Origin of the sequence: Aquabacterium sp. CECT 9606 (assembly GCF_918741295.1) — a bacterium.
Classification (GTDB): Bacteria; Pseudomonadota; Gammaproteobacteria; order Burkholderiales; family Burkholderiaceae_C; genus Aquabacterium.
This window is the reverse complement of the sequence record NZ_CAKKNB010000003.1, coordinates 911,321-930,243: the sequence shown is the minus strand read 5'-3', so window position 1 is coordinate 930,243 and position 18,923 is coordinate 911,321. Positions and strand designations below refer to the sequence as shown.

The 18,923-nt window shown below is 61.7% G+C and carries 20 protein-coding genes; all 20 read left to right on the top strand.

Features of this window, described 5'->3' with window-relative positions; all coding sequences use genetic code 11:
- Window positions 1-193 precede the first annotated feature (193 nt).
- The 20 genes from rpmF to nagZ all read left to right on the top strand — a co-directional run bounded on the left by rpmF (window position 194) and on the right by nagZ (window position 18,920).
- Window positions 194-376, top strand: a complete 183-nt coding sequence (gene rpmF, locus LQ232_RS16970; protein ID WP_230181541.1) for a 50S ribosomal protein L32 — start codon at window positions 194-196, stop codon at window positions 374-376.
- 140 nt (window positions 377-516) lie between these two features.
- On the top strand, window positions 517-1,686 hold the full coding sequence (plsX, locus tag LQ232_RS16965) for a phosphate acyltransferase PlsX (RefSeq protein ID WP_256450057.1): 1,170 nt from the start codon (window positions 517-519) through the stop codon (window positions 1,684-1,686).
- Between the two features lie 63 nt (window positions 1,687-1,749).
- The gene (locus LQ232_RS16960) at window positions 1,750-2,730 is read left to right on the top strand and encodes a beta-ketoacyl-ACP synthase III (protein ID WP_230181540.1); all 981 of its coding nucleotides are present in this window, start codon (window positions 1,750-1,752) and stop codon (window positions 2,728-2,730) included.
- Between the two features lie 27 nt (window positions 2,731-2,757).
- Window positions 2,758-3,696, top strand: coding sequence for an ACP S-malonyltransferase (gene fabD / locus LQ232_RS16955; RefSeq protein ID WP_230181539.1), 939 nt, complete (start codon window positions 2,758-2,760; stop codon window positions 3,694-3,696).
- A complete protein-coding gene (fabG, locus tag LQ232_RS16950) occupies window positions 3,693-4,439 on the top strand; it encodes a 3-oxoacyl-ACP reductase FabG (protein ID WP_230181538.1) in 747 nt (248 codons plus the stop codon). The genes fabD and fabG overlap by 4 nt, the downstream gene beginning before the upstream one ends.
- A 99-nt stretch (window positions 4,440-4,538) precedes the next feature.
- On the top strand, window positions 4,539-4,778 hold the full coding sequence (gene acpP / locus LQ232_RS16945; RefSeq protein WP_230181537.1) for an acyl carrier protein: 240 nt from the start codon (window positions 4,539-4,541) through the stop codon (window positions 4,776-4,778).
- Window positions 4,779-4,857: 79 nt separating this feature from the next.
- A complete protein-coding gene (gene fabF, locus LQ232_RS16940; protein WP_230181536.1) occupies window positions 4,858-6,102 on the top strand; it encodes a beta-ketoacyl-ACP synthase II in 1,245 nt (414 codons plus the stop codon).
- A 25-nt stretch (window positions 6,103-6,127) separates the two neighbouring features.
- Window positions 6,128-6,928: a hypothetical protein gene (locus LQ232_RS16935; protein ID WP_230181535.1), complete on the top strand. Its 801-nt coding sequence runs from the start codon at window positions 6,128-6,130 to the stop codon at window positions 6,926-6,928.
- Window positions 6,925-7,656 carry an RNA polymerase sigma factor RpoE gene (gene rpoE / locus LQ232_RS16930; protein ID WP_256450056.1) on the top strand — a complete coding sequence of 244 codons (732 nt, stop codon included), beginning with the start codon at window positions 6,925-6,927 and terminating at the stop codon, window positions 7,654-7,656. Before LQ232_RS16935 ends, rpoE begins: the two co-directional genes overlap by 4 nt.
- Window positions 7,657-7,749: 93 nt before the next feature.
- Window positions 7,750-8,487, top strand: coding sequence for a sigma-E factor negative regulatory protein (locus LQ232_RS16925; RefSeq protein ID WP_230181534.1), 738 nt, complete (start codon window positions 7,750-7,752; stop codon window positions 8,485-8,487).
- A gap of 274 nt (window positions 8,488-8,761) precedes the next feature.
- Complete coding sequence (locus tag LQ232_RS16920; protein WP_230181533.1) at window positions 8,762-10,261, top strand: DegQ family serine endoprotease; 1,500 nt, start codon at window positions 8,762-8,764, stop codon at window positions 10,259-10,261.
- Between the two features lie 438 nt (window positions 10,262-10,699).
- Window positions 10,700-12,508 carry a translation elongation factor 4 gene (gene lepA, locus LQ232_RS16915; protein ID WP_230181532.1) on the top strand — a complete coding sequence of 603 codons (1,809 nt, stop codon included), beginning with the start codon at window positions 10,700-10,702 and terminating at the stop codon, window positions 12,506-12,508.
- Window positions 12,508-13,479 carry a signal peptidase I gene (gene lepB / locus LQ232_RS16910; protein WP_230181531.1) on the top strand — a complete coding sequence of 324 codons (972 nt, stop codon included), beginning with the start codon at window positions 12,508-12,510 and terminating at the stop codon, window positions 13,477-13,479. The genes lepA and lepB overlap by 1 nt, the downstream gene beginning before the upstream one ends.
- Before the next feature lie 17 nt (window positions 13,480-13,496).
- Window positions 13,497-13,844 carry a DUF4845 domain-containing protein gene (locus LQ232_RS16905; protein WP_230181530.1) on the top strand — a complete coding sequence of 116 codons (348 nt, stop codon included), beginning with the start codon at window positions 13,497-13,499 and terminating at the stop codon, window positions 13,842-13,844.
- A 31-nt stretch (window positions 13,845-13,875) separates the two neighbouring features.
- Entirely contained in the window at window positions 13,876-14,679 is an 804-nt protein-coding gene (gene rnc, locus LQ232_RS16900) for a ribonuclease III (RefSeq protein WP_230181529.1), read from the top strand.
- Window positions 14,680-14,795: 116 nt separating this feature from the next.
- Entirely contained in the window at window positions 14,796-15,773 is a 978-nt protein-coding gene (gene era / locus LQ232_RS16895; protein WP_371820293.1) for a GTPase Era, read from the top strand.
- 60 nt (window positions 15,774-15,833) lie between these two features.
- Window positions 15,834-16,583, top strand: a complete 750-nt coding sequence (gene recO, locus LQ232_RS16890) for a DNA repair protein RecO (protein WP_371820277.1) — start codon at window positions 15,834-15,836, stop codon at window positions 16,581-16,583.
- Window positions 16,580-17,407 (top strand): pyridoxine 5'-phosphate synthase, encoded by an 828-nt coding sequence (locus LQ232_RS16885; RefSeq protein WP_230181527.1) that lies wholly within the window; start codon window positions 16,580-16,582, stop codon window positions 17,405-17,407. The genes recO and LQ232_RS16885 overlap by 4 nt, the downstream gene beginning before the upstream one ends.
- The gene (acpS, locus tag LQ232_RS16880) at window positions 17,404-17,808 is read left to right on the top strand and encodes a holo-ACP synthase (protein ID WP_230181526.1); all 405 of its coding nucleotides are present in this window, start codon (window positions 17,404-17,406) and stop codon (window positions 17,806-17,808) included. The genes LQ232_RS16885 and acpS overlap by 4 nt, the downstream gene beginning before the upstream one ends.
- A complete protein-coding gene (gene nagZ / locus LQ232_RS16875; protein WP_230181525.1) occupies window positions 17,805-18,920 on the top strand; it encodes a beta-N-acetylhexosaminidase in 1,116 nt (371 codons plus the stop codon). Before acpS ends, nagZ begins: the two co-directional genes overlap by 4 nt.
- The last annotated feature ends 3 nt before the right edge of the window (window positions 18,921-18,923 follow it).

Here is an 18,923-nt window from a genome sequence, read left to right as displayed (position 1 = left end):
TGAATTGTCTGGCGCACTCGTGCTAGAATCTATGGTTTTCCGGGAAAGGCCCCGGGATTTATACAATTTGTCAACACTTCGCAGGCTACAAAACAACTGGCGCGGCAGGTATCAAGTCATTGGTATCAGCGCTTGAAAAGTTGGTGAGAGCTTGCACTCAACGGGCCGTGAGGCTCGGTTTCTGGAGTCATCCATGGCCGTTCAGCAAAACAAAAAGTCCCCTTCCAAGCGCGGCATGCACCGTTCGCACAACGCGCTGAACACCCCGGGCACCGCCGTCGAAAGCACCACCGGCGAAATCCACCTGCGTCACCACATCAGCCCCACCGGCTTCTACCGTGGCCGCAAGGTGCTCAAGACCAAGGCTGACGCTTAATTCTTGATCGAACCTGGCCAATGCTGGGTTCTTTCAAAATTCGTCAAGAAGCAAAGGGCTGGATAGGCTGACGCTGGTCAGTCCTCCGGCCCATTGTTGTTTTGGGCTCGCTGAGCAATACCCCACCCAAGACCCACCCGATGACTGTTTCGACCATTTCCAACGCGCCGTCTGGCCGTGCTGCCATTCCAGATCGCCAAGGCCGTGTCCGCATCTCGGTCGACTGCATGGGGGGCGATCATGGCCCTTCGGTCACTTTGCCCGCTTGCAAGGCCTTTCTGGCCAAGCACCCCGAAGCAGAGCTGGTGTTGGTGGGGTTGCCCGAAGCCTTGGCGCCGGCCAAGAGTTGGGAGCGTGTCACCCTGGTTCCCGCCAGCGAGGTCGTCTCCATGGACGACCCGGTCGAAGTGGCCTTGCGCCGCAAAAAAGACTCGTCGTTGCGCGTGGCCGTGTCTCAGGTCAAAGCCTCGGCCGATGCGCCTGCCAATGCGCACGCCTGCGTGTCCGCGGGCAACACCGGGGCCTTGATGGCCGTGGCCCGGTATGTGCTCAAAACCGTTGAAGGCATTGACCGCCCGGCCATCGCCTTTGGTCTGCCCAATCAGCTGGATGGCTCCACCACGGTGCTCGATCTCGGTGCCAATGTGGACTGCACCGCCGAGCACCTGTTGCAATTCGCGGTCATGGGCAGCGCGCTCGTGTCGGCCGTCGATGGCAAGGAATCCCCCACGGTGGGCTTGCTCAACATCGGCGAGGAAGTCATCAAAGGCAGTGAAGTGATCAAGCGCGCTGGCGAATTGCTGCGCGACGCTGGCGATAAAGGCCTGATCAATTTCCAGGGCAATGTCGAAGGCAATGACATCTTCAAGGGCACGACCGACATCGTCGTGTGCGATGGATTCGTCGGCAATGTGGCGCTCAAATCCGCTGAAGGGCTGGCATCCATGCTGGCCAATTTCATCAAGCAAGAATTCTCACGCAACCTGCTGACCAAACTGGTGGCTTTGGTCGCCATGCCGGTGCTCAACCAGTTCAAAAAGAGGGCTGACCACCGCCGTTACAACGGCGCGGCTTTGCTGGGTTTGCGCGGCCTGGTGTTCAAAAGCCATGGCTCCGCCGATGCCTTTGCATTCGAGTTGGCCATCAACAGGGCCTATGATGCGGCTCGTCACAGCCTTTTGGAGCGTGTGCATGACCGCATTGCGGCATCGCTCGATGGCCTGCCAGTTGCTGATGCAGCGGGTTTGGTCAATCCAGAAGGCACGTCGGCGGCTGTTGGATCTGCGGGTGCGGTTGACCGCGCTGCCTGATCCTTCGAGCCGTGCCCAAAGGGCGTCGAGGTGTTCTAACCAGCACCGCGTTGCCCCCCTGAAATGCCCATCAAGCACTCACGCATAGCCGGTACTGGCGCTTACCTGCCGCCAAGACGACTTACCAACCAGGACTTGGCCCATCAGCTGGCCAGTCAGGGCATCGAAACTTCCGACGAATGGATCGTGTCTCGCACGGGCATTCGCGCGCGCCACTTTGCCGAGCCGCATGTGGGGTCCAGCGACCTGGGTTTGCTGGCGGCGCAAAGGGCCCTCGAAGCCGCGGGGCTGCAGGCCACCGACATCGACCTGATCATCTGCGCCACGTCCACGCCTGACATGGTGTTTCCCTCAACCGCCTGCCTTATCCAGCAGAAGCTGGGCATCCGGGGTTGCGCCGCATTTGACGTGCAGGCGGTGTGCTCGGGCTTTGTTTACGCCCTGACGGTGGCCGATGCGATGATCCGCACGGGTTCGGCGCGGCGCGCGTTGGTCATTGGCGCCGAGGTGTTTTCCCGCCTGCTTGATTTCAGCGACCGCACCACCTGCGTGTTGTTTGGCGACGGGGCTGGCGCCATGGTGCTTGAAGCATCTCAGCAGGCCGGCATCGTTGCGTCCCGCCTGCACGCCGATGGGCAGCAAGCCGGCATGCTTTGCGCGCCGGGCACCGTGTCTGGTGGCGCCATATTGGGCGATCCCACTGTCAAAATGGACGGCCCTGGTGTGTTCAAGCTGGCGGTGACCGCGCTGGAGCAAGTCGCCAACGAGGTGCTGCAGGCCGCTGGTCGCGATGCCTCATGCATCGACTGGTTGGTGCCCCACCAAGCCAACTTGCGCATCATGCAAAGCACGGCGCGCAAGCTGCAGGTGCCAGACGATAGGATGATCGTCACGCTCGATGAGCATGGCAACACCTCGGCCGCGTCCGTTCCCTTGGCATTCGACCAGGCGGTGCGCGATGGCCGGATCCAGCGGGGCCAGACCGTGCTGCTTGAGGGCGTGGGCGGTGGCTTCACCTGGGGCGCCGTGTTGGTGGATTACTGATTCATGGGTACTGAGGACACAAACAAGATGACCGCATTTGCATTCGTGTTTCCGGGGCAAGGCTCGCAGTCCGTGGGCATGCTCAATGGCTGGGCCGATCACGCCGCCGTGCGCGACACCCTGGCCGAGGCCTCCGAGGCCCTGGGCGAAGACGTGGGCCGGCTGATCGCCGAGGGCCCGAAAGAAGCTTTGGACTTGACCACCAACACGCAGCCCGTGATGTTGGTCGCCGGTGTGGCCTGTTGGCGCGCCTGGCTGGCCGAAACCGGGTTGACGCCTGCTGCCGTGGCTGGTCATTCTCTGGGCGAGTACACGGCCCTGGTGGCCGCAGGCGCCTTGACCTTGGCCGATGCCTTGCCCTTGGTGCGTTTTCGCGCCCAGGCCATGCAAGACGCCGTGCCCGTGGGCATGGGTAGCATGGCCGCCATCCTTGGTCTGGACGCCGATGCGGTGAAGGCCGGATGCCTTGAGGCCGCCCAGGCCAGTGGCGAAGCGGTTGAGGCCGTGAATTTCAATGATCCCAAGCAAACCGTGATCGCCGGTACCAAGGCGGCGGTGGACCAAGCCTGCGTGGTGCTCAAGGCCGCGGGCGCCAAGCGCGCGCTGCTGCTGTCGGTGTCCGCGCCGTTCCACTCCAGCCTGATGAAACCCGCCGCTGAACGGCTCAAGGCAAAACTGGCCGCCACGACCTTCTCGGTGCCCACCATCCCTGTCATCAACAACATCGATGTGGCCTCCGTCATCCAGGGTGATGAACTGCGCGATGCCCTGTATCGGCAGGCTTTCGGGCCCGTTCGCTGGGTAGAAACCATCCAGGCATTGAAAGCCCGCGGTTTGACCCATGTCATTGAATGTGGTCCTGGCAAGGTGTTGTCCGGCATGGTCAAGCGCATTGACGGCGATCTGATCAGCGCTACCATCTTTGATCCGGCATCTCTGCTGGAAGCGAAAGGCTTGCTGGCATGAGCGCCGAATCAACAACCCAGGTGGCCCTGGTCACTGGCGCCAGCCGAGGCATCGGGCGCGCCATCGCCGTGACATTGGCCCAGCAAGGCTACAAGGTCATGGGCACGGCGACGACCGAATCCGGCGCCAATGCCATCAGCGAGGCGCTGAGCGGTTTTGAAGACAGCAAAGGCCTGGTCCTCGACGTGACCGACGCCGCTGCGGTAGATGCCACGATCGATGCCATCCTGAAAGAACATGGCGCGCTGCATGTGCTGGTCAACAATGCTGGTATCACGCGTGACACCTTGGCCATGCGCATGAAGGATGACGATTGGGACGCGGTGCTGGACACCAACCTCAAAGCCGTTTTCCGCATGAGCCGTGCCGTCATGCGCCCCATGATGAAGCAACGCCATGGCCGCATCATCAACATCACATCGGTGGTGGGCGCGATGGGCAACGGGGGGCAGGCCAATTACGCGGCCGCCAAGGCGGGTGTCGCCGGCATGACCCGTGCACTGGCACGCGAGTTGGGCAGCCGCAACATCACGGTGAACTGCGTTGCACCTGGTTTCATCGACACCGACATGACCCGCGCGCTCACCGACGAGCAGCAAGCTACATTGAAGGCCCAGATCCCATTGGGGCGCCTGGGCCAACCTGAAGACATCGCCGGGGCCGTGGCCTTCCTGGCTTCGCCCCAAGCCGCTTACATCACCGGGACGGAATTGCACGTCAACGGTGGCATGTTGATGAATTGAGTTTTTACGGGGTTCTCAAATTCGTTTTTCGGGTTTGGCGGTTTGCGCCGCTAACCCGGTAAAATCCCCGGTTTATTTGCACCCCCTCCTGGAGGAGTCATGAGCGATATCGAAGCACGCGTCAAGAAAATCATTGCCGAACAACTCGGTGTAGCCGAATCCGAAGTCACCCCTGAAAAAGCCTTCGTGGCCGATCTGGGCGCTGATTCGCTGGACACCGTTGAATTGGTGATGGCGCTCGAAGACGAGTTCGGCATCGAAATCCCCGATGAAGAAGCTGAAAAGATCACCACCGTTCAGCTGGCCATCGACTATGCCAAGGGCCACGCCAAGGCCTAAAATAACGACTTGTTGATCACTGAGGCCCTTCGGGGCCTTGGTTGTCTCTGACCATCAATTTTTTTTGCCACACCCCAGCATGACCCGTCGTCGCGTCGTTGTCACCGGCCTAGGCCTCGTCACCCCCGTTGGAAACACGGTCGATGAATCCTGGTCGAATCTGATTGCTGGCAAGTCCGGCATTGACACCATCACCAAGTTCGACGCGTCGGCTTTCGCCTGCCGTTTCGCAGGTGAGGTCAAAGGCTTCAACATCGAGGATTACATCCCCGCCAAAGAAGCCCGCCACATGGACACCTTCATCCACTATGGGCTGGCTGCCAGCATCCAGGCGGTGAAGGATTCGGGCCTGCCCCTGGGCGAGGCCCTGGCACCCGAAGTGGCCGAGCGCATTGGCTGCATCGTGGGCTCAGGCATTGGTGGCCTGCCTTTGATCGAGGCCACACACCAGGAATACGCAGACCGCGGGCCCCGCCGCATCTCCCCATTTTTCGTCCCGGCTTCGATCATCAACATGATCTCGGGGCATGTGTCCATCCACTGCGGCTTCAAGGGCCCCAATCTGGCCATCGTCACGGCTTGCACCACCGGCCTGCACAGCATCGGCCAGGCCGCGCGCATGATCGAATACGGCGATGCCGATGTGATGGTCGCTGGCGGCTCCGAAGCCACGGTTTCGCCCTTGGGCATTGGCGGCTTTGCCGCGGCCCGCGCTTTGTCGACGCGCAACGATGACCCCCAAACAGCATCACGCCCCTGGGACAAGGACCGCGACGGTTTTGTCCTGGGCGAGGGCGCTGGGGTCATGGTCGTTGAAGAATACGAGCACGCCAAGGCACGCGGCGCCAAGATCTACGCCGAGATCTGCGGCTTTGGCATGAGTGCCGATGCGTACCACATGACCGCCCCTGATGTGGACGGTCCCACGCGCTCCATGATGGCCGCGCTGCGCAACGCCGGATTGAACCCGGACCAGGTGCAGTACCTCAATGCACATGGCACCTCGACCCCGTTGGGCGATTCCAATGAAACCAACGCGATCAAGCGCGCGTTTGGCGGCCATGCCAAGAGCCTGGTGGTCAACTCGACCAAGTCCATGACCGGCCACTTGCTGGGCGGGGCGGGCGGCATCGAGTCCGTGTTCACGGTGCTGGCGATCCACCATCAAATCTCGCCCCCCACCATCAACATCTTCAACCAGGATCCCGAGTGCGATCTGGACTACTGCGCCAACACCGCGCGCGAAATGAAGATCGATGCGGCCTTGAAGAACAACTTCGGCTTTGGTGGCACCAACGGTTCGCTGGTGTTCAAGCGCGTCTGACAGCCGTCCTTTGAGCGCCCGTTCCATGCCTTTCGCCGATGACATCGCAGGGGCAGGGGACGCGCACTCGCTGGATCAGGGCTTGCTGGGTTCCGTGGCGCAATGGTGCGTGCCGGTTGGCGTCACGCAAACGCCCTGGATTCGCCGGTTTGGGCAGGCCTTGCTTCTCTTGGCCACGGCCTTGTTGCTGGCATGGGCGTGGGCCCTCATGTCACAGGCAATGTCCGGCCAAGGCTCCTGGTTTACCACCGCCTTGGCACTGGTCATTGGTGTGCCCTGGCTGTTGATGGCTTGGCGCTCTTGGCAAAGCCTGAAAGTCAATCGCGTGGTGATCTTGCAGTGGGGCGGCCTGCCGCCTTTCCGCGCGATCAGCCCTGCGGCAGGCATTCCGCCTGGTTGGTCGCTCAAAGACGCAGCTCAAACACCCGCCCATGCCGTCGCTGCGCACGTGGTTTTTGACCTGGGCTGGTGGGTATTGGTGAAAATGGTGGCGTGCGGCAAGGGTGGTCAAGCCGACACATGGTCCTGGCTGGATGCAAGGATTTGTTTCAAAGGTCGCGCTGGTCACCATTTAAGGGCATTGCTGTACAGCGCGCGCGCCAATCAAGTCGGCGCCGAGCAAGTGGTGGCATCATCCGCAAATCATCAAATTCAGTGGTCCAACTTGCTTTCAACATTCAAAACCAGCGGCCCGGTGGCCGGCAACAAGGGCGTTGTTCGAAAAGGAGCGAGCGTTCAAGGCATGGCCGCGGCTGGCAGTGACTTCGCCGACACGGTGGTCCTGGTTCGGCCTGATCCGTTTGTTCAGCAGAGTGGCCGTGCATGACTCCGCCGCGCATGCCCTCCGAGCCGCCCGTGATGCCCGACCAACCCGTGTCGGCAAAGGCCTTTGATCCGTTGGAAGCCGTCGGCATCGAGGGCCAGGAAACAGGCCCTGTCACGCCCATCGTCGACGTGGACGCCTTGTTGGTCGAGCGCGTGCAACGCGGCGACCAGCGGGCCTTCGAAATGTTGGTGGTCAAGTATGAGCGCCGCATACAGCGGCTGATCGCCCGCATGGTGCGCGACGTTGATCTGGTTGAAGACATCGCCCAGGAAACCTTCATCCGCGCTTACCGGGCTTTGCCCAACTTTCGGGGCGAGAGCGCGTTTTACACCTGGCTCTACCGCATTGCGGTCAACACGGCCAAGAAGGCACTCATCGGTTTGCGCCGCGACCCCTTGGTCACCGAGTCATCGCGCTCAGGTTCTGGCGATGACGATGATGCGGACACCTCTCGTGTCGAGAACGAGCTGACCACGGGGGAAACCCCTGAGTCACTGATGGCCAGCCGCCAGATCGCCAACACGGTCAATGCCGCCATCGAGGCTTTGTCCGAGGATCTGCGTCAGGCCATCACCCTGCGGGAAATCGAAGGCCTCAGTTACGAAGAGATCGCCGAAGTGATGGGCTGCCCGATTGGCACCGTCCGATCGCGCATTTTCAGGGCCCGCGACGCCATTGCGCAGCGTCTGCGGCCCCTGTTGGACACCAAGGACGGCGATCGTTGGTGAAGTTGAGTGAACTTTTTGTGAACTCGCGCCTCTGAATGGCCAGGAAGGCCAATTTTCTTTGGCCTGTTTCAAATGTCGACACGGAGCCCGCCTATGTCTGACCGTCGCATGGATGATGATTTGCCCCTGGAAGCCCTGTCGGCCCTGGCCGATGGCGAGGCTGACGTGGCCGAGGTCGCGCGAGCTTGTGCCTCATGGCGTGATGATGCCAAGGTGCGCGCTCGCTGGAGCGACTACCACCTCATCGGCGACGTCATGCGCTCCGATGAACTGGCCAATGCCTCCGGCAGTTCGCACTTCCTCAAATCCTTCCGTGAGCGATTGGTTCAAGAGCCGGTGGTGTTGGCGCCAGCCGGTTTGGTGGCGCGCCATCATCCTTCCGTGGTGGACATGGGCGTGGCCGCAGTGCCCCCTGCCGAGCCTCTGCGCCGGCGCGTGTGGGCAGGCCCGATGGCCGTTGCCGCCTGCTTCGTGATGGTGGTGGGTGCCTTGGTGACCAACCAGGGCGGTGCGCCGTCTGGTTCGTCTCTGCCTGCCAATAGCCTGGCTCAGGGGGCATTTCCCGCGCCTGATCATGCCCAGGCCTTTGCGCCCTCCGCAGTTGCTGCCACGTCGTGGCCCGCTGGAAACGGCGTGACTGCCGCGTCCCTGGCCCAAGGGGCGGCATTCCCGTCGGCGATGGGCAGTGATCCGGCAGCAGCCGGGGCCTCGGTCTGGCGTGATCCACAGCTTGAGCAAGCCCTTTCAGCGCGCCGTGTTCAAGGCCATGGCGAGTCATCATTTGCTGCGCGCGAGAGCTTGGCTCGCAATGTGCTCTATGAGACTCCCTGATCACCAAGTTGTTTGAAATCCACCATCCTCCGATCTGACGCCGCTGTGGTTTGCCCAGGCGGCGTTGCCACTTGTGGCGTTGTGTGCGAATGGTGTGGCTTTACCAACAGAAACTCTCCAAGGATGAACTGTCATCCGCGTGATGGGCTCCAACGTTGATCCAATAGTTACTTGTTATGCATTTGTGAGGTTTTCAGCAATGACATCTTCTTTCCAGTCAGGAACTTCCGCCGGCTCTGTCGTGCGTCGCACTTTGGTTGTGGGTGGCGTCGTGATGGCAGTGGGTCTGTTATTGAGCTCCAGCTTGTTGCCCCACGCTTCGCAGGCGCAGCAACCTGCAACTATTTTGGCGGCCGCCACGCCCGCAGTTGTTCCTCCGCCATCCACCCCCCAGCCTCCCTTGCTGGTGCAGGGCTTGCCTGATTTCACCCAGTTGGTCGAACGTGTCGGGCCGTCGGTGGCCAGTGTGCGCACCACCCAGCGAGTCGACGATTCCGATGACGAGGCCGGGGACGATGCCGATGCCCAGATGCGCGAATTTTTCCGCCGCTTTTTCGGCACACCCATGCCAGGGCAGGGCCAGCGAAAGAACCCGCCCAAAGGCAGTGGCGAAGGACAAGAGCGTCCCCGCGGCCTGGGTTCGGGCTTCATCTTGAGTGCCGATGGCTTGGTCATGACCAATGCGCACGTCATTGATGGCGCGGATGATGTTTACGTCACCTTGACCGACAAGCGCGAGTTCAAGGCCAAGGTGGTGGGCGCCGACAAGCGCACCGATGTGGCCGTGCTCAAGATCGATGCCAAGAACTTGCCTGCGGTGCGCATTGGTGATGTGAGCCGCCTGAAGGTTGGTGAGTGGGTCATGGCCATCGGTACGCCGTTCGGCCTGGAGAACACCGTCACTGCGGGCATCGTCAGTGCCAAGGCACGTGACACCGGCGAAGAAGTCCGCTTCATCCAGACCGATGTCGCGGTGAACCCCGGTAACTCTGGCGGCCCGCTGATCAACATGCGGGGCGAGGTGGTGGGCATCAACTCGCAGATCCTGAGCCGCTCTGGTGGCTTCATGGGCATCTCCCTGTCCATCCCCATTGACGATGCCGTGAAGGTGGCTGATCAGCTGCGTGCCGGTGGCAAGGTGGTGCGTGGCCGCATTGGTGTCCAGATTGAACCCGTCACCAAGGAGGTCGCAGAATCATTGGGCTTGGGCAAGGCACAGGGGGCCGTTGTCCGCATGGTCGAGCCTGGTGGTCCAGCGGCCAAAGCGGGATTGGAGGCCGGCGACATCATCACCAAGTTCAATGGCGTTGCCGTTGAAAGCGCGGGTGATTTGCCGCGGTTGGTCGGGGCCACCAAGCCTGGCACCAAGTCTGTCTTGCAAGTGTTCCGCCGCGGTGCCTACAAAGACTTGGGCATCACGGTGGTTGAGCTTGACCTCGAGAAGGCAGCCAAGGCGGCGGCTGGCGACGATTCGCCCGCCGGGTCCAAGGCCACGGCTGTGGCCTCGCTCGGCCTGGGTTTGACCGATTTGACATCGGCTCAAAAGGCCGAACTCAAGGTCAACGGCGGCGTGTTGGTTGAAGAGGTGGGCGGACCCGCTGCGCGTGCAGGCCTGCGCCCTGGTGATGTCATCCTGAGCGTGGGCAATACCCTGGTGGCCAACGTGCGTCAGTTCGAGTCGGCTTTGGCCAAGTCAGAGAAGGGGCGCCCAGTGAATGTGCTGGTGCGGCGTGGCGATGGTGCCCAATACGTGCTCATCCGCCCCAGCAAATGACGAGCCCGGCTGATCACCCGAAATTGCCTTGAACCCCGTCCCGCAAGCGCCAAAAGGTCTTGCGGGATTTCTTATTGCAAAAAATACACAGACTTGTGGCACATCTTGCAAGTCTTTTTCTTGCGCAAATGCTGTTGATAACTTAGGTCGATCGCGTTGGAATCTGGCTACAATCCACCGGTTGAGCGCGCCATTGCTGATCGGGATATGAGAGGTCATCTCCGAATGACCGAACGGGTCCCCGAATCGCCGAACTTGTCAACAAGCGTCTGTGGATAACCTGTTGACAATGTCTTTGTTGGCGGCCTGCAACGACCCTTTGCCCGGCCGGGATGCGGCTTTGGATGGGGTCGTTTTGGCTACAATGAAGTCCCAACAAGCAGTTGCCATACGTTTTTGTTGGAAGGCGCGTCATCCATTTCGACGTGCCTTTTTTTTATGAATCACATCCGTAATTTCTCCATCATTGCCCACATCGACCATGGCAAATCCACCCTGGCCGATCGCATCATTCAGCTGTGTGGGGGCCTGAGCGACCGAGAGATGGAAGCCCAGGTGCTCGACTCGATGGACATCGAGAAAGAGCGCGGTATCACCATCAAGGCCCAGACAGCCGCGCTGTCGTACAAGGCGCGCGATGGCAAGGTTTACAACCTCAACCTGATCGACACACCCGGACACGTTGACTTCTCTTATGAAGTCAGCCGCTCGCTGTCAGCTTGCGAAGGTGCGCTGTTGGTGGTCGATGCCAGCCAAGGTGTTGAAGCGCAAACAGTGGCCAATTGCTACACCGCGCTGGACCTGGGCGTGACCGTCATCCCGGTGTTGAACAAGATGGACTTGCCGCAGTCTGATCCCGATCGCGCCAAGGAAGAGATCGAAGACGTCATCGGCATCGATGCCACCGACTCGATCCCCTGTTCAGCCAAGACCGGCATGGGCGTTGAAGACATCCTCGAAGCGGTCGTGGCGCGCATGCCGCCACCGCAAGGCAATCCCGATGGCCCCCTGCGCGCCATGATCGTTGATTCGTGGTTCGACAACTACGTGGGCGTGGTCATGCTGGTGCGCGTGGTCGATGGCGAATTGCGCAAGAACGAACGCATTCGCCTGATGGCGGCCAACGCCGTGTATCCCGCTGAGCACCTGGGCGTCTTCACACCCAAGTCCGTTGACCGCGCTTCGCTCAAAGCCGGTGAGGTGGGCTTCGTGATCTGCGGTATCAAAGAGCTGCAGAACGCCAAGGTCGGCGACACCATCACGGTGGAAAAGAAGCTGCCCAACAATGCGGGCCCGGCCACTGAAGCCTTGCCAGGTTTCAAGGAAATCCAGCCGCAAGTGTTCGCAGGGCTCTACCCGACCGAGGCCAGCGAATACGACCAGTTGCGCGATGCGCTCGAAAAGCTCAAGCTCAACGACTCGTCGCTGCGCTACGAGCCCGAGGTGTCGCAAGCGCTGGGCTTCGGCTTCCGCTGCGGCTTCCTGGGCCTGTTGCACATGGAAATCGTGCAAGAGCGCCTGGAGCGCGAGTTTGACCAGGACCTGATCACCACCGCGCCCAGCGTGGTCTATGAGGTGGAGCTGAACGACGGCACGATCGTCGAAGTGGAGAACCCCTCCAAGATGCCCGAGCTGGGCCGGATCAAGGAGATCCGCGAGCCCATCGTCACCATGCACCTGTACATGCCGCAAGACTATGTCGGCGTGGTGATGACGCTGGCCAATCAGAAGCGCGGTGTGCAGCTCAACATGGCCTACCACGGCCGCCAGGTCATGCTCACGTACGAGATGCCGCTGGCCGAGATCGTGCTCGATTTCTTCGACAAGCTCAAGAGCGTGTCGCGCGGCTATGCCTCGATGGACTACGACTTCAAGGAGTACCGCGCTTCCGATGTCGTCAAGGTCGATATCCTGATCAACGGTGACCGGGTCGATGCCTTGTCGATCATCGTGCACCGCGCGCAAAGCCAGTTCCGCGGACGCGGTGTGGCTGCCAAGATGCGCGAGCAGATCCCGCGCCAGATGTACGACGTGGCCATCCAGGCGGCCATCGGCGCCAATATCATTGCGCGGGAGAACATCAAGGCACTGCGCAAGAACGTGCTGGCAAAATGCTATGGCGGCGACATCAGCCGCAAGCGCAAGCTGCTCGAAAAACAAAAGGCCGGGAAGAAGCGGATGAAGCAGATTGGGTCCGTCGAGGTGCCCCAAGAAGCATTCCTGGCCATCCTTCAAGTGGACGATTGATGAGTTTCCTCACCGGTATTTTCTACGGCGCCCTGGCAATTTACCTGGGCGGCTGGTATGTGGGCCAATGGCAAGGCAACTTCTCGTTCCTGCTGTTCGTCATGTCCGTCGTGACCATGCTGTATTGGCTGGCCGAGCGCTACAAGTTCCAACCCGAGCGTGAAGCGGCTGCCGCCAATCTGGTAGCGCAAGACCAGGCCCGGCGCTCCGAGTTGAGCCGCCAGGGCATTGCCCAGGTCGACGGCAACGTGACCGAGGCCAAAGAGCGCTTGCTGATGCAGCCTTGGTGGCTGGATTGGACTGCCGGCTTGTTCCCGGTGATCGTGGTGGTGTTCCTGATGCGCTCGTTCCTGTTCGAGCCTTTCAAGATCCCGTCGGGGTCCATGGTGCCGACCTTGCTGGTGGGTGACCTCATCCTGGTCAACAAATTCCATTACGGCATCCGCCTGCCAGTGATCAATAAAAAGATCATTGCCAACCATGATCCCAAGCGTGGCGATGTGATGGTGTTCCGCTACCCCGTCAACCCTCGTCTTGACTACATCAAGCGGGTGGTGGGTTTGCCGGGTGACACCGTGGCCTACATCAACAAGCGGCTGACCATCAATGGCACGCCCATCGAGCAAACGCCGCTGGCCGAGTTTTACGACGAAGACAGCCTGCGCTATTTCCTGCAATTCGCCGAGAACCTGAGTGGCGTCAGCCACCGAATCCTGGTTGACAAGGCTCGCCAGCCTGATATTCCAGCCCAGGCCATTGAAGAATATCCGTTCAAGGAAAACTGCAGCTACAGTGTAGAAGGTGTGGTCTGCAAGGTGCCGCCAGGCCATTACTTCATGATGGGCGACAACCGCGATAATTCACAAGATTCGCGCTTCTGGGGCTTCGTGCCTGACGAAAACATCGTCGGCAAGGCCTTCGTCGTGTGGATGAATTTCAGCAGCCTGAAGCGCATCGGCTTTTTCCAATGATTCGTGTGGGGGACAACATGAAACGTTCGCAGTCGGGCATCACACTGATCGGCTTGATGTTTTGGGCGGTGATTCTTTGCAGTTTCGCCTTGGTCATCATGAAGGTGGTGCCTGCCGTCATGGAATTTCAGACCATCCAGAAGATGGTGACCAGTGCCGCGGGCGCAGGCAGCACCGTGCCGGAAATCCGGGCCGCCTTTGACCGCGACAAATCGGTGCAGTACAACGTCGAGGCCATCAGCTCGCGTGACCTGGAAGTCACCAAGGAAAACGACAAGGTGGTGGTCAAGTTCGCCTACGACAAGGAAATCGAGTTGATCGAGCCGGTCTACCTCTTGATCAAGTTCCACGGTCAATCCAAGTGATGGCGGTCGGGTTTGATCGCCTGGGATCCTGATGTCCCGATCCACGATGGTGTCGGCGGCGGTTTCGCCGTTGAAGGCCTTGCAGCAGCGGCTGGGCCATGAGTTCAAGGAACCCGCGCTGTTGGCGCGCGCGCTGACCCACAAAAGCTTCGGACAGGACCATTACGAGCGGCTGGAGTTTTTGGGCGATGCCGTCCTGAACCTGGCCGTGTCCAGCATGCTGTATGCGCGGTTTGACCGAAGCGACGAAGGCGATCTGACCCGTGTGCGCGCTCACCTGGTGCGCCAGGACATGCTGCACAAGCTGGCCTTGAGCCTGGATCTGCCCGCGGTCATGAAGATGAGCGAAGGTGAATCTCGTGGCGGGGGCGCCCAGCGCCCTTCTATCCTGGCGGATGCCCTGGAGGCCATCATCGGTGCGGTCTACCTGGACGCTGGTTTTGACACCGCTCGCGACTGGGTGCTGAGGCTGTTCGAGCCTGTGATGGCCGAAACCACCCTGGAAGTCTGGAGCAAGGATGCCAAAACGGCCTTGCAGGAATGGCTTCAAGGTCGCAAGATGGCCGTGCCTGTCTACCGGGTCGATTCCACGCGGGGCAAGGCACATGAGCAGGTGTTCGTGGTCGCGTGCGATTTGCCAGATTTTGGAATTTCCGTGCTGGGCGAGGGGCTGTCCAAGCGCGCTGCCGAACAGGTGGCTGCTCAACTCGCCCTGCTGCAGGTGCAGCAACTGCCTTCCCCGTCGCTCAAGCTCCCTGACCAGCCAGGTGCTGGCGTCACTCTGTCAAAAAGCCCATCGAAGAAGCGCGCGATGGGCGCCAAACGTTCCTCTTGACTCTGCCAACCATGCCCGATACTCCCTTGTCACCAGATGACACTTCGCCCGCGGCGCCTGCCCAGGCCCCCACCGCCCCCCCCGTGGTTGATGCGTTGAACCCGTCACTGGACGACATGCTGGCTGGATTGGCCATGGCCAAGACGGGCGGCGCCAAGCCTGGCGTGGACGTGTCGAACCAACGCTGCGGTCTCATCGCCATCGTCGGCCGGCCCAATGTGGGCAAGTCGACCCTGCTCAATGCCCTGGTGGGTCAGAAGGTGTCCATCACCTCGCGCAAGGCGCAAACCACCCGTCACCGCATCACCGGTATCCACACTGACGACACCACCCAGTTCGTGTTCGTGGACACACCAGGCTTCCAGACCCGGCACACGGTCAAGGGCACGGCTGCGCTCAACCGCAACCTCAACAAAACCGTGCAGGCCACCTTGGCCGACGTGGATGTGGTGCTGTTCCTGGTCGAAGCCGGGCGTTTTGGCCTGGACGACGCCAAGGTGCTGGCCTTGTGTCCAAAAGACAAGCCCGTTTTCCTGGTTGCCAACAAGCTGGACCTGGTGCACCGCCGTGCCGATGTCCTGCCTTGGCTGCAGACCATGCAGGAGCGCCACCCCTTCGCGGAGTTCGTGCCCTTGTCGGCCCAGAGCGCGGACGACGTTCGCCGCCTGCTGGACATCGTGCGGCCTTACCTGCCGCAGCAAGGCTGGTGGTATGACCAGGATGCACTGACCGACCGCACCGACCGCTTCCTGGCCAGCGAGATCGTGCGTGAAAAGCTCTTTCGCCTGACCGGGGATGAGCTGCCCTACACCTCGACCGTGGTGATCGACACCTACACGGACGAGCCTCCGCTGGCCAATCACCCGCGGGCCACCGGCATCATCAGGATCGCCGCCACCATCGTGGTGGAGCGCGAAACGCACAAGGGCATCGTCATTGGCGACAAAGGCGAGCGCCTCAAGCGCATCGGCATGGAAGCGCGAACCGAGCTGGAGCATCTGTGGGGCCGCAAGGTCTTCCTGGAGATCTGGGTCAAGGTGCGCTCGGGCTGGGCCGACGACGACGCTCGCCTGCGCACTTACGGCTACGAGTAACGCAGCTCAAAGGCGTTTTGAGTGGCCCGTGCGGCGTCCCGACCTTCCAGTGCAGCCTTTGTGTTGCACAGCCATGACTGGAGCGAGTCGAGCCTGATCCTTGACCTGTTCACCCGCGACCAAGGGCGCGTGGTGGCCGTGGCCAAGGGCGCCAAGCGCCCCTACTCACAGTTGCGGCCCGTGTTGATGCCTTTTCAGCGTCTGCAGGTGGGCTTTGGCGTCAAGCGCTCTGATGAAGCCGAAGTCTGGTTGCTGCGCCAGGCCGAGTGGGCCGGCGGTCCCGCGTGGCCTGGTGGTGCCGCCTTGCTGCCCGGCTTCTACCTGAACGAACTGCTGATGCGCCTGCTGGCGCGCCACGACCCGCACCCCGGCTTGTTTGACGCCTATGCGCAGACCTTGCCTGCCTTGGCCGATCCCAGTTTGTTGCAAGCCGCCTTGCGGGCCTTTGAAATGGTATTGCTGCGCCAGTTGGGCCACCTGCCCGATCTGTCGCAGCTGACCATCGATGGCCAGGCGGTGGAGCCGGGTCAAGGTTACGAACTGCACCCGGAGCTGGGCATTTCGCATGCCCACCGGCACGAGGAGGGGGCCGTACTGGACGGCGCCGTTTTGCGCCAATTGGAGGCCGCCTTGTCAACCGAAGGCGAGGGCGGGCGTACGATACTGGTGCCCGCGATGCCACCACTGATGGCGGCCTGCATGCCCGCCTTGAGTGAGCTCAAAACGGTGCTGCGCGCTTTGCTTCACTATCATCTCGGATCCCACACGCTGCGCACCCGCCAGCTCATGATGGAGCTTCAACAGGCATGACTTTTTCTGCCACGCACCTGACCACGCACGACGCGCCCTTGCTGGGCGTGAACATCGACCACGTTGCTACTGTGCGCAATGCCCGAGGCGGCCGTTTCCCGGATCCGGTGGCGGCTGCGATCCTGGCGGCCGAGGCCGGTGCCGACATCATCACCTTCCACCTGCGCGAAGACCGCCGCCACATCCGCGACGACGATGTGGTGCGCCTGAAGGCCAGCATCGCGACGCCTTTGAATTTCGAGGCGGCTGTGACCGACGAGATGCTGGACATCATCGAGCGCACGCGCCCCGAGCATGTGTGCTTGGTGCCCGAGCGCCGCCAGGAGATCACCACCGAAGGTGGTTTGGATGTGGTGGGCCAACTGCCCCGTGTGACGGACGCTTGCGCGCGTCTGGCCGCCGTGGGGGCGCGCGTGTCGCTGTTCATCGGGGCTGATCCGGCCCAGATTGAAGCGGTCGCCCAAGCCGGCGCGCCCTGCGTTGAACTGCACACTGGCGCCCTGGCCAATGCCTGGTGGGCGGGTGATGCCACGGGCGTGCAAGCCGAGCTGCAACGTCTGCAGGCCGGGCTGAAGCTGGCACAAAGCCTGGGCCTTCGCACGCATGCAGGGCACGGCCTGTCTTTGAACGAAAGCTGGTCGGCCACGCCTGGGGTGGCGCCACCCACGGCCAGCAGCACGGCCTTGGTGGCCGCCTTGCCCGCGATCACGGAGCTGCACATTGGCCACGCCTTGATCGGCCATGCGCTTTTCGTCGGGCTCAAGCAGGCCATTGCAGACTACAAAGCCGAAATCGTGCGAGCGCGCCGGGCGGTGCCGGCATGATCGTGGGCATTGGCACCGACCTGTGCGACATCCGCCGCATCCAGGAGGCCTTGCAGCGGCGGGGCGAGCGCTTTGCCGAGAAAGTGCTGGGCCCCCAGGAGTTGCTGGTCTACCGGCAACGCCAGGCACGTGTGGCCGTTCGCGGATTGCGTTACCTGGCCACGCGCTTTGCCGCCAAGGAGGCTTTTTCCAAGGCGATCGGCTTGGGCATCCACTGGCCCATGACCTGGCGCTCTTGCGAAATCCTGAACGAATCCAGCGGACGCCCGCGCATCGTGTTGAATGGCGAACTGGCCGACTGGTTCGCCCAAAAGAAGTGGCAGGCCCATGTCACGGTCACCGATGAGGTGGACCATGCCTTGGCCTTCGTTGTCATCGAAACCCAAACCGACCACCCATGAGCCCATCGCCCCATTCCGTCCAGGCCAATGCCGATTCCGACATCATCCACGCCCCCGTGGTGCTGGACATCGAAGGCTTGAGCCTCAATGCCGATGACCGGCGCCGATTGCAGCACCCGCTCACCGGCGGACTGATCTTGTTCGCCCGCAACTGGGCCAGCCGCGTGCAGCTCACGGCTTTGTGCGCTGAGATCAAGGAGTTGCGCCCCGACATGCTGATCTGCGTGGACCACGAGGGTGGGCGCGTGCAGCGCTTCAAGACCGACGGTTTCACGCACGTGCCGCCCATGCGTCGCTTGGGCGAGATGTGGATGAAGGATGGCAAGGCGGGCGAGGGCAGTGGTGCCATGGCCGCCAGCGATGCCGCCACGGCGTGCGGCTATGTGCTGGCCAGTGAGTTGCGCGCCTGCGGCGTTGACCTCACGTTCACGCCGGTGCTGGACCTGGACTTTGGTGAAAGCAGCGTGATTGGCGACCGCGCCTTTCACCGCGACCCCCGGGTGGTGACCTTGCTGGCCAAGAGCGTGATGCATGGCCTGCTGCTGGCCGGCATGGCCAATTGCGGCAAGCATTTTCCGGGGCACGGTTTTGTCAAGGCGGACTCGCACGTGGATGTGCCGGTGGACCGCCGCAGTCTCAAGGCCATACTGGGCGACGACGCCAAGCCCTATGAATGGATGAGCACCTCGCTGACCAGCGTGATGCCTGCGCACGTCATCTACCCCAAGGTGGACGACATGCCGGCCGGGTTTTCACAACGCTGGCTGCAGGACATCCTGCGTGAGCAGATGGGCTTCACTGGCGCCATCTTCAGCGATGACCTGAGCATGGAAGGCGCCAGCGTGGCGGGTGACCACACCCAAGGCGCCGTGGCGGCCCTCAACGCGGGTTGCGACCTGGTGTTGCTGTGCAACCAGTCTTTGCAGGGCGGCAGGGCGGTGGACGACTTGCTGGACGGGCTGCAAATGGCCCATGCGCGCGGCCAGTGGCAGCCCAGCGCTGACAGTGAGGCGCGCCGCCTGGACCTGTTGCCGCAAACCGCCCCGCTCACGTGGGATGAGTTGATGCACCACGCGCCTTACCACCAGGCCCTGGCCCGCCTGCCGGGCTGATCA